General features: G+C 70.9%; 11 protein-coding genes. 8 read left to right on the top strand and 3 right to left on the bottom strand.

Annotation, left to right across the window (positions count from 1 at the left end):
• On the bottom strand, nucleotides 1-843 hold an 843-nt coding region (locus AAH991_RS37395; protein WP_346230686.1), incomplete at its 3' end, for an arabinofuranosidase catalytic domain-containing protein.
• Nucleotides 844-1557: 714 nt separating this feature from the next.
• Between AAH991_RS37395 and AAH991_RS37390 the strand changes: the two genes are divergently transcribed.
• The 4 genes from AAH991_RS37390 (at nucleotide 1558) to AAH991_RS37375 (ending at nucleotide 5684) form a co-directional block, all read left to right on the top strand.
• Entirely contained in the window at nucleotides 1558-2379 is an 822-nt protein-coding gene (locus AAH991_RS37390; protein WP_346230685.1) for a pectate lyase, read from the top strand.
• A 93-nt stretch (nucleotides 2380-2472) separates the two neighbouring features.
• Nucleotides 2473-4095 (top strand): cellulose binding domain-containing protein, encoded by a 1623-nt coding sequence (locus AAH991_RS37385; protein WP_346230684.1) that lies wholly within the window; start codon nucleotides 2473-2475, stop codon nucleotides 4093-4095.
• 508 nt (nucleotides 4096-4603) lie between these two features.
• On the top strand, nucleotides 4604-5182 hold the full coding sequence (gene ybiA, locus AAH991_RS37380; RefSeq protein ID WP_346230688.1) for a riboflavin biosynthesis intermediates N-glycosidase: 579 nt from the start codon (nucleotides 4604-4606) through the stop codon (nucleotides 5180-5182).
• Between the two features lie 43 nt (nucleotides 5183-5225).
• Nucleotides 5226-5684, top strand: a complete 459-nt coding sequence (locus AAH991_RS37375) for a GNAT family N-acetyltransferase (RefSeq protein ID WP_346230683.1) — start codon at nucleotides 5226-5228, stop codon at nucleotides 5682-5684.
• A gap of 12 nt (nucleotides 5685-5696) precedes the next feature.
• On the opposite strand, the gene AAH991_RS37370 is transcribed toward AAH991_RS37375, so the two are convergent.
• The gene (locus AAH991_RS37370) at nucleotides 5697-8441 is read right to left on the bottom strand and encodes a beta-L-arabinofuranosidase domain-containing protein (RefSeq protein WP_346230682.1); all 2745 of its coding nucleotides are present in this window, start codon (nucleotides 8439-8441) and stop codon (nucleotides 5697-5699) included.
• Between the two features lie 595 nt (nucleotides 8442-9036).
• Here AAH991_RS37370 and AAH991_RS37365 point away from each other — a divergent pair.
• From AAH991_RS37365 to AAH991_RS37350, 4 genes are all read left to right on the top strand, one after another.
• The gene (locus AAH991_RS37365) at nucleotides 9037-10635 is read left to right on the top strand and encodes a lectin (RefSeq protein WP_346230681.1); all 1599 of its coding nucleotides are present in this window, start codon (nucleotides 9037-9039) and stop codon (nucleotides 10633-10635) included.
• A 233-nt stretch (nucleotides 10636-10868) separates the two neighbouring features.
• Entirely contained in the window at nucleotides 10869-11645 is a 777-nt protein-coding gene (locus AAH991_RS37360; protein ID WP_346230687.1) for an SAM-dependent methyltransferase, read from the top strand.
• Between the two features lie 189 nt (nucleotides 11646-11834).
• A complete protein-coding gene (locus tag AAH991_RS37355; RefSeq protein ID WP_346230680.1) occupies nucleotides 11835-12506 on the top strand; it encodes a FadR/GntR family transcriptional regulator in 672 nt (223 codons plus the stop codon).
• 201 nt (nucleotides 12507-12707) lie between these two features.
• On the top strand, nucleotides 12708-14852 hold the full coding sequence (locus AAH991_RS37350) for a glycoside hydrolase family 44 protein (protein ID WP_346230679.1): 2145 nt from the start codon (nucleotides 12708-12710) through the stop codon (nucleotides 14850-14852).
• A 49-nt stretch (nucleotides 14853-14901) separates the two neighbouring features.
• Here AAH991_RS37350 and AAH991_RS37345 read toward each other — a convergent pair whose 3' ends face one another.
• Nucleotides 14902-15417 carry a hypothetical protein gene (locus AAH991_RS37345; RefSeq protein WP_346230678.1) on the bottom strand — a complete coding sequence of 172 codons (516 nt, stop codon included), beginning with the start codon at nucleotides 15415-15417 and terminating at the stop codon, nucleotides 14902-14904.
• Nucleotides 15418-15650 lie beyond the last annotated feature (233 nt).

The following is a 15650-nucleotide window of genomic DNA, read 5'->3' as shown; positions in this document are numbered from 1 at the left end:
CTTGATGTAGAGCGAGTAGGCCTTGCTGCCGCCGACCGTCAGCGACTCGGACGTCGCGGTCGCGGGGGTGTCCCTGCCGCCGGCCCCGCCGGGTCCCTGGTACCACAGGTCGTTGCCCCGCCCGGACTGGTCGTACACGACCGTGATGACACAGGTGGTGCCGGCGCAGAAGGAGTCCTGCGCGGCGGCGTTGGCGACGCCGCCCGCGGCCAGGACGGCGATGTTCCGGGTCGCGTTGTCGGACGAACGCCTGACCTGGTACAGGTTGCCGGTGTAGGAGCGATAGAGCGCCCGCGTCGTGCTGTGCGCGGCCACGCAGGGCGTGCCACCGGCGGCGTAGAGGTCACAGGGCTTGCTCGATGTCCCCGGGGATGACGGGCCGGCCGAAGGGCTCACAGACGGGCTCGCGGGCGAGCTGGGCGAAGCGTTGACGCCACCGGTGCAGGCCGTGCCGTTGAGCGTGAAGCTCGCCGGCACCGGGTTGGCGCCGCTTGAGGCGCCGTTGAAGCCGAAGGATGTGCTCGCGCCGGTGGCCAGTGCCCCGTTGTAGCCGGCGTCGGCGACGGTGACCTGTGCGCCCGATTGGGTCATGGAGCCGTTCCACAGTTGCGTGATCGTCTGCCCCGCGGAGAACGACCAGCTCAGCCGCCACCCGTTGATCGGGTCACCGAGGTTGGTGATGCTCACGTTCGCGCCGAAGCCACCCGGCCACTGGTTCGTGACCGAGTAGTCCACGCGGCAGCCTGTGGCCGCGTGCGCGGCGGGCGCCGTCAGCGCACCGACCGCGCCGGTCACGGCGACGAGCCCGGTGGCGAGCCAGAGCCGCAGGCGAGGGACCTTCATCCTTACTCCCGGGGGTTCGTTTCACGTCTCCAAGTGGTCAGCGGCAACACGGGCGGCTCGGAGTCCGTGAGCCGGCAGAGGTGGTGAATACTGCTGTTAGCGCTAACAATTCGCGTGCAGGGATCGGTCCTTCTCTATCGGAGCGTGTGTGGTGGTGCGGCGGAGCAAATACGACGCGAGGGAGGCTCGTCAAGGTCGAGGGCTGTTTCGCGCCGGCTCTCGATCCGCCGGGGCCTGTCCTACCTGCGCCCATCAGGGCCGGGTCCCGGTCGATCACGAAGCGGGGCGTGTGAAAGTTTCACGACATTTTCGTCGTAACGTTCTGCGCGCAATCGGCGAGCCGCAGGCGGAGAAGACGGTCTGGAATGGCAGTGGAGAAACTTTCACTGGTCATGTCGCTCACCGGCACAGGCCAGAGGAAAATGTCCCCTGCGCCTCCTCGAAACTTATTCGAGATTCCCTTGACAGGTTCCGTCACCGTTTCCACACTGAGTGCCGAAGCGGCCTCCTGCCGGGGTCGGTGGTGCGCGGCAGGGGTTCACGGTGGTGACGCCGTGAGAGTCGCATTCGCAACCGGATCGGGCCGCGATTCCGCCCGGTCCGGCTTCCAGTCGCTCTCGTGAACGCCGATGGAGCGCCGACCGGCCTGAGCTCCCCACGACCGGCATCACCTCATGCGGCGGCGTAGTCGCCGTATCTCCCCATGGAGTGTGAATGAGCACATCCGCACGATTCCGCACCGCGTTGTTCGCCGCCTCGGCGGCCGGGATGGTTCTCGCGGCGACTCCGGCCGGCAGCGCGTCCGCGGGCACCGCCCCGGGTGCGGCCCCGGCGGTCGCCCTGCGCCTGGCCGCCTGGCCGTCCCCCACCGGTCAGCAGGCGGTCGGCGCCACCATCAACGTCTCGGGCACCCTCGACGGAGGGATGAAGCGCTACTACGGCACCGGCGCCCTGGGCAGCGGCAGCCAGAGCGAAAGCCAGCCCCCCGTCTTCAAACTGGCCAACGGCGCGGTGCTGAAGAACGTCGTCATCGGCTCGCCCGCGGCCGACGGAGTCCACTGCATGGGCACCTGCACGCTGCAGAACGTGTGGTGGGAGGACGTCGGCGAGGACGCGGCCACCTTCAAGGGGACCTCGTCGTCGCAGACGATGACCATCGACGGCGGCGGTGCCAAGGCGGCCAGCGACAAGGTCTTCCAGCACAACGGCCCCGGCACCATGGTCATCAAGAACTTCCAGGTGCAGAACTTCGGCAAGCTGTACCGCTCCTGCGGCAACTGCTCGACCCAGTACAAGCGCAACGTCGTCATCCAGAACGTCACCGCGACCACACCCGGCAAGGTCCTGGCCGGCATCAACACCAACTACGGCGACACGGCGCGGTTCTCACAGATCACGATCGTCAACGACCCGAGCAGGAAGGTCGTCATCTGCGACAAGTACAGGGGCGTGACCAGCGGCGAGCCCACCAGGATCGGCAGCGGCGCCGACGGCGTCAACTGCGTCTACTCGTCGTCCGCCATCACCTACCGGTAGCCACCGCACCCGGCGCTCACCCACGAGGCCCCTTCGGCAGGACGGGCCCCTGTGGCTGATCCCCCATCCATCCGTGACTCCGAAGGAGGGTCCGTGCGCAAATTGGGAGCTCTACTCGCCGCCGGCGTTCTCGTGGCCGGCCCGATCGCCCTGCAGGACCAGGCCGCCGCCCTCGACAACGGGGTGGCCCGCACGCCCCCCATGGGCTGGAACAGCTGGAACACGTTCGGCTGCAACATATCCGAGACGCTGATCAAGCAGATGGCCGACGCGATCGTCAGCTCCGGCCTGCGCGACCTGGGCTACCAGTACGTCGTGGTCGACGACTGTTGGTTCAACCCCACCCGCGACTCCGCGGGGAACCTGCAGGGCAATCCGTCGCGGTTCCCGAGCGGGATGAAGGCCCTCGGCGACTATCTGCACGCCAAAGGGCTGAAGTTCGGCATCTACCAGGTGCCCGTGGACAAGACCTGCGCGCAGTACTTCGGCAGTTACCCCGGCGCGACCGGCAGCCAGGGACACGAGACCCAGGACGCCAGACAGTTCGCCGCCTGGGGCGTGGACTACCTGAAGTACGACTGGTGCTCGCCCAGCGGCACCATCGACGACCAGGTCCGTACGTTCGCCAAGATGCGCGACGCGCTGGCGGCGACCGGACGGCCGATCGTCTACAGCATCAACCCCAACAGCATCCACGCCAAGACGGGCCCGCAGCGCAACTGGGGGGACGTCGCCAACATGTGGCGGACGACCGAGGACATCACCAACAAGTGGGACACCGGTCAGACCAACGGCTACCCGATGGGCATCCAGAACATCGTCAACGTCACCGTCCCGCTCGCGTCGTACGCGAAGCCGGGAGCGTTCAACGACCCGGACATGATGGAGGTCGGCCGGGGCGGCATGACCGACACGGAGATGCGCAGCCACTTCGCCCTCTGGGCGATGATGGCCTCCCCCCTGATCGCGGGGAACGACCTGCGCAGCATGGACACGGCGACGCAGACCATCCTGAAGAACCCGAACCTGATCGCCATCAACCAGGACCCGCTCGGTCTGCAGGCACGCCAGATCAGCAATGACGGCACCCGGCGTGTGCTGGCCAAGAAGCTCGGCAACGGCGACGTCGCGGTCGCTCTGTTCAACCAGGGCGGCAGCACGACCACGATCAGCACCACCGCGTCCGCGATCGGGATGTCCGGCGGCTCGTTCATCCTGCGTGACGCGTGGACGAACACCCTGAGCGGCACCAACGGCACCATCTCGGCCAGCGTGCCGGCCCATGGCACCGTCGTGTACCGGGTCAGCGGCGACACGACCCCGTCGCCGAGCCCGACGCCGCCGCAGTCCCCCACACCATCCCCCAGCCCACCGCTGTCCCCCAGCCCGTCGCCGACGCCGGGCGGGCAGCCGGGTACCTGCACGGCGACCTACAAGCGGATCAACGACTGGGGCAGCGGCTTCCAGGGCGAGGTGACCGTCGGCAACGACGGGCCGACCCCGCTGAACGGCTGGACCGTGAAGATGACCCTGGCCGGCGGGCAGAGCATCACGAGCCTGTGGAACGGCGTGAACACCGGCACCAGCGGCGCCGTCACCGTCAAGAACGCCCCCTACAACGGCACCGTCGCCGGCAACGGCTCGACGACGTTCGGCTTCACCGCCAACGGCAGCGGCTCGGCCGCCCCCACCGGCATCACCTGCACGAGTCCCTGATCGACAGGCGGGCCGAGCGGAATCGGCCCACGTTCCTCCCGTGAGCGGGAGACCCGCTCACGGGAGGAACGTCACTTCGAGACAAGAGGCAAGCACCTGTGCGACATGCGAGCTCTTCTCGCCGGAGTCGCGGCTGCCGGCCATAGCCGTCGCCGCGCCCTCCGACGCCACCGCAAACGGTGGCGCAGCGCGTTGACGTACGTGTAGCCGTGCATGCGCAGCGCGCGGTGCGGGACCGGGAACAGAGCGCGGACTCCGGGAGACGGGTGGGCGCACACCTCGTCAAGCGGCCGCGTCCGGCACGCTTCCAGGAGGGCGAGTCCGAAGGCGACGACCCCGCGCAGCTCCGCCCGGTCGAAGCCCATCGCGTACGGCAGGCCGATGCACAGCTCCGTACGCCGCGGTCCCGGTCGGCGGGTGCCCGAGTCGGCGGGCGGCGAAGCGCCCGCGCGACGGACGTCGCACTGCCGAAACCCGATGGCCGGGACGAGGCCCTTTGTGGCACGGTGTGGGCGTGTCCGAGCAGATCGTGTTACCGCGCAGTGTGGACGAGGCGGTGGCCGCGGAGCGAGCCGGCCGCGCCCTTCGCTACCTGTACTTCTGGGGCCACCGGCCCGCCCGGGACGGAGGCGCCGGTCCCGGCTGCCTGTCGCAGTGGTGGCCGGTCACCTTCACCGAGGACGGTCACACCTTCGCCTCCGCCGAGCACTACATGATGGCGCACAAGGCCTGGCTGTTCGGCGACGACCGGGCCGCCGAGCAGATCCTCGCCGCCGGTCATCCCGGCGAGGCCAAGAAGCTCGGCCGGGCCGTGCGCGGCTTCGACGAGCAGGTGTGGGACGCCCGACGCTTCGGCATCGTGGTCCGCGGCAGCGTCGCCAAGTTCGGCCAGAACCCCGAGCTGTCGCGTTACCTGCTCGCGACCGGAGGCCGGATCCTGGTCGAGGCCAGCCCGTACGACCGGATCTGGGGCATCGGCCTGACCGCCGGCGACGAACGCGCCGCCTCCCCCTCGACCTGGCAGGGCCTCAACCTGCTCGGCTTCGCCCTGATGGCGGCCCGCGACGCCCTGGGGGCCGGGTCGTGAGGGGCGCCGCCCGGCCGTCCGCCGTACGGGAAGGAGCGCGGAGATGACCGCCCACGATGCCCGGCCGCTGATCCGCCGCGCCGGGTCCGGCGACGCAGGGCACGTCGCCGAGGTGTTCCTCGCCGCCCGGGCCGAGATGACCTACCTGCCCCGTCTCCACTCCGACGAGGAGACCCGGGCGTGGATCGCCGGCGTCGTGCTGCCGTCGTCGCAGGTGTGGGTGGCCGAGCTGCGCGGCCGGGTCGCGGGGTTCGCGGCCCTGAGCGGCGGCTGGCTCGACCACCTGTATCTCGCTCCCGGCGCCCGGAACCGCGGCGTCGGGAGCGCGCTGCTCGGCCACGCCAAGCAGGCGCGCCCCCACGGGCTCGACCTGTACGTCTTCCAGCGCAACACGGGCGCCCGGCGGTTCTACGAGCGGCACGGTTTCACCCTCGTCGCGGAGGGCGACGGCAGCGGCAACGAGGAGAACCTGCCCGACGCCCATTACCGCTGGCGGCGCTGACGCCCTCCCACCTCAGACGAAACGCCACAGGTGGTCGTTCGCCCCGTTGTCGTCGGCGAGGACGACCTGGGCGCCCTGGGCGGTGGAGCCGCCGCTGACGCCGAGGACCCTGCCGCCGTTGGCGCACTGGATGCGGAAGTAGCCGTTGGCGCCGTGGCGCAGCCGCCACCGGTGGTCGGAGGTGCCGTTGTCGGCCCACTGGAGCACCCGCGACCCGGCCGCGGTGGCGGCGTTCTCCACGCCGAGCACCTTGCCGCTGTTGGAGTTGCGCAGGCGCAGGTAGCCGCCCGAGTCGACCACGGCGGTCCAGAGGTGGTCGGCGGTGCCGGTGTCACCCCACTGGATGACCAGGCCGCCGTCGGCGGTGGACATGTTCTGCACGCCCAGCACCAGCCCGCTGGCCAGGTTCTGGATGCGCCGGGCGCCGTTCGGCACGAACCGCCACTGGTTGTCCGCACCGCCGTTGTCGGAGTCCTGCACGGCCTGGGCCCCGTTCGCGGTCGAGCCGCCCTGGATGGCCAGGAGTTTGCCGCTGTTGACGTTGCGGATCTTGTGAGAGCCGTCGCCGGCGTCGGCGATCGTCCAGCGGTGGTCGGCGGTGCCGTTGTCGGTCCACTGCAGGACGCGGGCGTTGTCTACGGTGGACATGTTCTCCACGCCGAGCACCTTGCCGCTGTTGACGTTGCGGAACCGCACGGCGTTGCCGTCCACGATCAGCTCCCAGTCGTGGTCGGCGGTGCCGTTGTCGGTCCACTGCAGCGCGAGGCCCCCGTCGGCGGTGGACATGTTCTGCACGCCCAGCACGAGGCCGCTGGCCGCGTTGACCAGCCGGTAGCTCGCCGTCCCGCCCCCGCCGCCGCTGCCGCCGGTGTTCCAGTAGACGGTGTAGTTGTGCCCGTGCGCGTCGTAGAACGGGCCAAGGTTGACCGTGGAGCCGTTGGCGGTCGCGGTGAAGGCGAGCGCGGTGGTGCCGGTCCGGGTGATGGACGCGGTGTTCAGGGCGGGCGGCGCCGACAGGGCGGTGTTCCCGTAGTTCCCGGACAGGACGACCGGGCCGTACGTGATAGCCGCGACGTTCGGGTTGTCGTTGGCGGCCTTCATGACGACGCGCATGGGCAGGCGGACGGTGACGGTGTCACCGGAGGCCCAGGACCGGGTGAGGACGGCGTACGTGCCGGGGGTGGTGTCCACGTCCTGCTGGGCGCCGTTGACGCTGATGGTGGCGCCGGTGGTCCAGGAGGGGATGCGCACGCGCATCGACCACGACCCGCCGGCGTCGCCCGTGACGGTGAGGGTCGTGGTGTCGCTCACCGGATAGGACGTCGTCTGGGTGACCGTGATGCCGCGCTGGGTCCAGTTCAGCACCGAGGGGGCGAACAGGTTCACCGTCAGCGTGGTGCCGTTGTAGAAGTAGATGGAGTCCGTCAGTCTCGTGTTGACCTCCACCCCGGTCCCCTGGCAGCACCAGAACGAGTTGTAGTCGGTGCTCCAGGTGCCGCCGCCCCACGCCGGGCCCACCCCGCGGCGGCCGCCCGGCTTGAGCGGCGTGAAGTAGGTGATGTGGCCGTGGCCGTCGGCCGGGTTCTGCGCGCCGATGACGTGGTTGAGCAGCGCCTGCTCGTAGAAGTCCACGTACGCCACCCGGTCGGGGTTTAGCAGCCACAGCTCGCGGGTCAGGTTGAGCATGTTGACGCTGTTGCAGTGTTCGCACGTGTCGTTGGTGAGGTAGCCCGCGATCGCATTGGGCGCCCGGAAGTGCTCGGCCTGGCTGTTGCCCCCGATCGCGTAGGTGTGCGCGCCGACGGTGATGTTCCAGGCGTTGGCGGCGATGTCCCGGTAGCGGGTGGTGCCGGTCGCCTTGTACTCGCGGGCCGCGCCGATCCACTTGGGCACCTGGGTATTGGCGTGCAGGCCGTTGAGCTGGTCCTGGTTCGACGCCAGCGGGTTGAACACCGCGGCGTGGTCGAACCGCTGCGCGACGGTCAGCCAGCGTCCGTCGCCCGTCTGCTGGTAGAGGTCGGTCAGCACCGCGTTCATCCCGCCGAACTCGGTGCCCAGCATGTTCTGCATCTGGCCGGAGCTGAGCCTGCCCGTCCGCTGGTCCACCCAGCCGGCCAGCGCCAGGAGCACGTCGCGGGCCCGGCTGTCGCCGATGAGACGCCACACGTCGAGCAGGCCGGTCATGGTCTTGTGGATGCAGTAGTACGGGACGTTGCCGTTGCTCAGCGTGCGCGCCTCGAGTGCGGCGAAGTCGGACTCGGGGAAGCCCGACAGATAACCGGCGCCGAAGCCGGCGGCCCCGTTGTTGGCCTGGCACTTGGCCAGCTCGGCGACCATGTAGGTCGCCTTGTCCCGGCACGTGGTGTCCCCGAGCACGGCATAGGCCTGGGCCCACGCGGACAGGAAGTGCCCCTGCACGTGGGTGCGGAACGGGAAGCTCGGCGCGTCCCATCCCCCGTTCGCGGCGGCGCCGCCGGTGGACAGCCTGTGGTTGGCGCGGAAGTTGTACAGCAGCCGGTCGACGTCGACGAACCGCAGATACGACAGCGTGCGGTTCTGGTTGTCCATCCAGCGGCCCCCGGTCAGCCGCACCTGCCCGAGCTCGAAGGCGTACGCGGAGACGCCGATGTCGGTCCGGGCCGGCGCGACCGCGGCTCCGGCGGCGGAGGCGCCGGCGACCTCTCCGACGGCGGAGGCCACGGCGGCGACGCCGGCGGCCTGGAGCAGCCGGCGCCGGCTGAAGGACGAGGGGGACACGTGGCCTCCTGGACATCTCGCTTTGTTAGCGTTAACAACAACGGTGGTGCCGCCATCCGGATCGGATGACGGCGAACGGGGGGCGCGGGACACCCCGCGAAGCCGGCCCCGAATCAGCCCCGAATCGGCACGGAACCGGCACGGAACCGGCACGGAACCGGCACGGGACGCACCGGGGCCGTGTCGGGCGGCGGTCCCGCCGCCCACCACAAGCCCCGGCGGGATGCCGCCCGGGCTCAGTGTGAGAAATCGCCACGAAACATGTCAAGACCGTATCCGGAAAGTTTCGTGCCACCGATGCCCTCGGGGTCCGCCTTCCTGCGGCGATGACGGGTCGGTCGCGGTAACGTTCCGAAAGCTCCGGCCCGCACCCGTGGGCCTGAAACTTTCAGGGCGGCCCGCCCGGCGATCCGACGACCGTGCGCCCGTGAGCGCAGGCGGCGCCGCGTCCGGCGGAGCACCCCCGCCCGACCCCCCTTGACGGGATCGGCGGCGTCGTATTGGCTCCGCCGCACACCACCAACCACCCTGACGCGCGGCCCGAAATGTTATCGCTATCACCCCCGGGACCGACGTACGGCGGCTAAGGAGTCAGATGCACAGGATCGTTCGATGGACGCTGGCGGCGGTGCTGGCCGCCGGGTCCCTCGTCGCGGCCGGCGGCGCGACGTCACCGGCCGCCGCGCTCGACAACGGGCTCGCCCGTACGCCCCAGATGGGGTGGAACGACTGGAACAGCTTCGGCTGCAACGTCAACGAGACGCTCGTTCGGCAGACCGCGGACGTCATGGTGTCCAGCGGCATGGCGGCGGCGGGCTACACCTACGTCAACATCGACGACTGCTGGTCCACCAAGAGCCGCAACGCGAACGGCGACCTGGTGCCCGATCCGCAGAAGTTCCCCAGCGGCATGAAGGCGCTGGCCGACTACGTCCACGCCAAGGGCCTGAAGCTCGGCATCTACTCCTCGGCCGGGACCACGACCTGTGCGGGCTACCCGGCCAGCCTGGGGTACGAGCGGCGGGACGCCGCCCTGTGGGCCTCCTGGGGGATCGACTACCTGAAGTACGACAACTGCGGCGACCACCAGGGCAAGAACGGGCAGCAGCGGTACACGGCGATGCGCGACGCGCTCGCCGCCACCGGGCGTCCGATCCTGTTCAGCCTGTGCAACTGGGGCCAGGAGAGCGTCTGGACCTGGGGGATGCAGACCGGCAACTCCTGGCGCACGACGGGCGACATCCAGGCGAACTGGAACTCGGTCATGGGCATCCTGGACCAGCAGGTCGGCCTGGAGGCGTACTCGGGCCCGGGCGGCTGGAACGACCCCGACATGCTGGAGGTGGGGGTCGGTTCGCTGACCGCGACCGAGGGGAGGGCGCACTTCAGCCTGTGGTCGCTGCTGAACGCCCCGCTCATCGCGGGCAACGACATCCGCTCGATGAGCGCCGAGACCCGCGCGATCCTCACCAACACCGAGGTCATCGCCGTCAACCAGGACTGGGGCGGCCGGCAGGGCCACAAGATCAGCGACAACGGGAACCTGGAGGTGTGGCGCAAGCCGATGTCCAACGGCTCGGTCGCCGTCGTGCTGCTCAACCGGGGCACCTCGGCGGCGACGGTGTCCACCACGGCCTCCGCCCTCGGGCTCGGCTCCGCCTCCTCCTACTCCGTCCGCGACCTGTGGGCGCACACGACCGGCTCCTCGTCCGGGACGATCAGCGCGCAGGTGCCCGGACACGGGGCCGCCATGTACGTCGTGAGCGGAGGGGGCCTGGTCACGCCGTCCCCCACGCCCACTCCCACCGGCACGGGCGCGATCAAGGGTGTGGGGTCGGGCCGGTGCCTCGACGTCGCCGGCGCCTCCCAGACCAACGGCGCCCAGGCGCAGATCTGGGACTGCAACGGCCAGGCCAACCAGCAGTGGACGCCGACCGCCTCGGGTGAGCTGAGGGTCTACGGCAACAAGTGCCTGGACGTGAACAACCGGGGCACCGCGGACGGCACCAATGTGATCATCTGGGACTGCAACGGCCAGAGCAACCAGCAGTGGCGGCTCAACTCCGACGGCAGCATCACCGCCGTCGGCGCGAACAAGTGCCTGGACGTCTACAACGCGGGCACCGCGAACGGCACGAAGGTCATCATCTGGACCTGCAACGGCCAGGCCAACCAGCGCTGGACCCGCGCCTGACCACGCGCGGCACCGGAGCATCGGCCCCGTGCCGGCCTCCGGCGCCAGCCGGCCTTCCCGCGACCGCTCCCAGCCCGGGGGCGGTCGTCCCTTTTCCCAGCCCGCACCGGTCGCCCGTTCCCGCCGGCGCGGCCGCCGTGAACCACCCCGCCCGCCCGGCCCTGCCGTACGGCACGGCCCCGGACTATGATCGCCGGAGGACATCGGCGGGACGGGAGGCGGCTGTGGCGGAGATGCCGGCCGGCACCGACCCCACGGTGCCCAGTTCCGCCCGGGTGTACGACTACCTGCTGGGCGGCAAGGACAACTACGAGATCGACCGGATGGTCGCGGGCAGGCTCCTGTCGCTGGCGCCCGACACGCGATCGGTCGCGAAGGCGAACCGCGCCTTCCTCGCCAGGGCGGTGCGGTTCATGGCCGCCCAGGGCGTCCGGCAGTTCGTCGACCTGGGCGCGGGCATCCCGACGTCGCCGAACGTGCACGAGATAGCCCGGGAGGTCCACCCGTCCGCCCGGGTCGTCTACGTCGACAACGACCCGCTCGTGAAGGTGTACAACGACGCGCTGCTGACGGCCGACGCCCATGTGGCGACCATCGAGGAGGACATCCGCCGACCCGACGCGGTGATGGACCATCCCGGCCTCCGTGCGCTGATCGACTTCGACGAACCCGTCGGAGTGCTGTTCGTCACCGTTCTCCACTTCGTCTCCGACGAGGAGGGCGCCCACGGCATCGTCGCCCGGTGGCGCGACCGCATGGCGCCCGGCAGCCATGTGGCCGTCTCCAACATGGCCGCGGAGAGCGACGCCGAGGCCGTCGAGGGCCTGAAGGCCGCGACGGCAGGCACCCCCGCGCATTCGACGTTCCGCACCCGCGGCGAGCTCCTGCGGTTCTTCGACGGCTTCGAGCTGGTGGAGCCCGGCATGGTGCCGGTCCAGCGATGGCGCCCCGCCCTGGACTCCGTGCCCACCCGGATGGTGGTGGAGGGCGGCGTCGGCCGCAAACCCTGAAAGCGGCCCACACGACGGCCCGGCGGGACAGGAGATCGGACGTGCCCGGCGCTGCCGTTCGCCACCTGCGTGCCGCGAAGTGGCATCACTCCGTCGGAGCCGGGCCCGCCGCGGGCGCATCGCGCACCTCTACACTGCTGGACATCGGATGTGTGCGTCTCGCACGCGAGGAAACGGTGGAGGTGGCTGGTGGCGGTCACGGACGCGGCGATCGACAAGATCAAGCAGATGATCACGTCGGGCGAGCTCGCTCCGGGTGACCGGCTGCCGAAGGAGGCCGACCTGGCCGAACGGCTCGGCCTGTCCCGCAACTCCCTCCGGGAGGCCGTCCGCGCCCTCGCCTTGATCAACGTGCTCGACGTACGGCAGGGCGACGGCACCTACGTCACCAGCCTCCAGCCCCACCTGCTCCTCGAGGCGTTGTCGTTCGTCGTGGACTTCCACCGCGACGACACCGTGCTGCAGTTCCTCGAGGTGCGGCGCGTCCTGGAGCCCGCCGCCACTGCGATGGCCGCGATCAACATGCCGGACGAGGACGTCAAGGAGCTGCGCGCGATCCTCGACGCGCTGCCGGACGACCCCAGCGTGGAGGAGCTGGTCGCCAACGACCTGCGGTTCCACCAGCGCATCGCGGCGGGATCGGGCAACCCGGTGCTCTGCTCGCTGCTCGACAGTCTCTCCGGGCCGACGACACGCGCGCGGGTGTGGCGCGGCCTCACCCAGGAGGGGGTGCTCGCCGACACCCGCGAGCAGCACGTGATGATCTGCGACGCGATCGCGGCCCGGCGGCCGGAGGTGGCCAGGGCGTGGGCGACGGTCCACGTGGCGGGCGTCGAGGAGTGGCTGCGCCGCACGCTGTGACAGGTCCGGCCCCCGCCGGGTCGTGAAACTTCCATGGGCGGTCCCGGGGTGTGGCTGCTCAGCGCGTCCCCGGGGCGCTCCGGCGAATCGCGTTCTTGTTCCCCGGCCGGGTCTTGGCCAGCGTGATGCCCTGGCCGCGACGGGCTGCTCCCCCTCGCATCCGGCGGCCCCAGAACCCCCCAGGGACTCGAGAGGAGACCCGTGCGAACGCGAACGCTCCCGATCGCCCTCACCGCGGCGATCGCCCTGTCGGTCGGCGCGGCCGGACAGCCGCCCGCACTCGCGGCCGCCGAAGGCCCGGCGCTGACGGTGGACACGACCAGTGCGCGGCACCCCATCAGCCCATACGTCTACGGCATGAACTTCGCCGACGAGGCGCTGGCCAAGGAACTGCGCCTCCCGGTGCGCCGGTGGGGCGGCAACGCCACGACCCGGTACAACTACCTGTACGACACCGACAACCGCGCCTCCGACTGGTTCTTCGAGAACATCGCCGAGGACAATCCCGACCCGTCGAAGCTGCCGGACGGCTCCTCCACCGACCGGTTCGTCGAGCAGGACCGGCGCACCGGCACCGACACCATCCTCACCGTTCCGCTGATCGGGTGGGTCCCCAAGGGCCGCGACGCCTCCTGCGGGTTCTCCGTCGCCAAGTACGGCCCGCAGCAGCGGACCGACCAGTGGCGGCCCGACTGCGGCGACGGCGTGAAGCCCGACGGCACGAAGATCACCGGCAACGACCCCCGCGACACGAGCGTGGAGGCCGGCGCGGCGTACGTGAAGGACTGGATCGGCCACCTCACCGGCAGGTACGGCACGGCCGCGGCCGGCGGCGTGAAGTTCTACAACCTCGACAACGAGCCCGACATCTGGCACAGCACCCACCGGGACGTCCACCCCGAGGGCGCGAGCTCGGTCGAGCTGCGCGACAAGGCCTATCTCATCGGCGCCGCCGTCAAGGCCGCCGACCCCGGCGCGAAGACGCTCGGCCCGGTCGGCTGGGGCTGGTCCTCCTGGGACTACTCCGGCCTCGACCAGGAGACCTGCGGCCGGACCAGTTGCTGGTCGAACCCCCCGGACAAGGAGGTCCGCGGCGGCCTTCCGTTCACCACCTGGTATCTGCGGCAGATGAAGAAGTACGAGGACGAGCACGGCCTGCGCGTCCTCGACTACTTCGACGAGCACTTCTACCCGCAGGCGTCCGGCGTCGCCTTCGGCTCCGGCGGCGACCCGGCCACCGACGCCCTGCGCCTGCGCTCCACCCGCGCGCTGTGGGACCCGTCGTACACGGACGAGAGCTGGATCGGCACCCAGGTCCGGCTCATCCCGCGGATGAAGAGCCTGGTGGCCGCGGAGTACCCGGGCACCAAGACCGCGATCACCGAGTACAACTGGGGCGCCCTCGACCACATCAACGGCGCACTGGCCCAGGCCGACATCCTCGGCATCTTCGGCCGCGAGGGCCTCGACCTCGCCACCCTGTGGGGGCCGCCCACGGCCTCCCAGCCGGGCGCGTACGCCTTCCGGATGTACCTGAACTACGACGGCAAGGGCGGCCGGTTCGGCGAGACGGCCGTGGGCGCGACCAGCGCCGACCAGGGCAGGCTGGCGGTGTACGCCGCCGAGCGGGCCTCCGACGGGGCGCTCACGCTCGTCGTCGTGAACAAGACCGGCGACGACCTGACCAGCGATGTCGCGGTGAAGGGACGCGACGGCGGGACGACCGCCCAGGTCTACCGGTACGGCGCGGCCGACACGTCGGCCATCAGGCGCGACGCCGACGTGCGGGTCGGGGCCGCCGGATTCACCGGCACCTTCCCGGCCAACTCGATCAGCACCGTCGTGATCCCCGAGGGCACCGGCCCGTCGCCCTCCCCCTCGCCGTCAGCCTCGCCTTCGCCCTCTCCCTCGCCGAGCCCCAGCCCCTCCCCCAGCCCGTCGCCCTCTCCCTCTCCTTCTCCCTCGCCTTCGCCGAGCCCCAGTCCGTCCCCGTCGCCCAGTTCCTCGCCGACACCGGCCGCCGCCTGCGCGGTGACGTACACGGTCACCAACCAGTGGCCCGGCGGCTTCCAGGCCGGGGTCCGGATCGTCAACCGGGGAGCCTCGCCCGTGAAGGGCTGGCGGCTCGGCTGGACGTACGCCAACGGGCAGATCGTGACCCAGCTGTGGGACGGCTCGTACACCCAGAGCGGGCCGAACGTCACGGTGACCAACGCCGGCTACAACGCCACGATCGCCGCGAACGGCGGCAGCGTGACGTTCGGCTTCCTCGGCCGCCGGGACAACGGCGCCAACGCCGCGCCCACACGGTTCACGCTCAACGGCTCGCCCTGCGCGACGACCTGACCCCACGACCGGTGAGGGCCGGCCTCCCCGGGCCGGCTCTCGCCGGGAGTCAGTCCACCATCGCGCCCTTGTCCCGGCCGCACGCCTTGACTCCGTCGCGCCGGCCGCAGGCGCGGACGAGGGTGAAACGACGCCAGACGGCCATCGGCGACGAGACCGCCTGACCGTCGTGGGTCACCGGGAAGGGGCCGCACCGATGCCAGGGGCCGCCGCCCGGCGGCCAGACCTCTAGCCAGACCGCGTCGCCGGGGTGGGTGCGCCCGGTGAGGGCCGCCCAGTAGTGCCACTCGCGGCCCGGGCCCGCGTCGCCGCGCCAGAGCGTGACCTCCGCCTCGTCGCCCTGCTTCCCGATCGTCAGCGAGTACACGGCCTTGGCGTTCTCGACGGTGTGGGCGTCCGGCCGCAACCAGTCGCGGCAGTCGATGGGCCGGTCACCGGCCGCGCCGGCGGCGGCAGCGCCGGACGGGGGCGGGAAGGCCAGGAGCACGGCCGCCGCGACGATCCCCGTGGTGATCCGGCCGCGCCGGCCTCGAATCACCCTGCGCTCCCCCAGTGCGGTGTCCACCCGGACGAGTATCGATGACGTGACGCGACGACACAATCGCATGCAGTGAGCGGCCGCCGCAGCGGTTGCCGCCGGCCGCTTCGGGGGCCTCGTGGTGAGTCCGGCCCTCGGCCGAGCCGGACTCACACGATCACCAGGCGGCGCAGGTCAGCCGGCCCGGGGCTGGACGGCGTCACGGGCCGGGGACGGCGGCCGGGGGACCCGCCACCGCGCGGCGGTGACGGGTCCGGGGT

It is taken from the genome of Microbispora sp. ZYX-F-249, from assembly GCF_039649665.1.
GTDB classification, from domain to species: Bacteria; Actinomycetota; Actinomycetes; order Streptosporangiales; family Streptosporangiaceae; genus Microbispora; species Microbispora maris.
The sequence above is the reverse complement of the archived record's forward strand: the minus strand, read 5'-3'. Positions and strand labels throughout refer to the sequence as shown.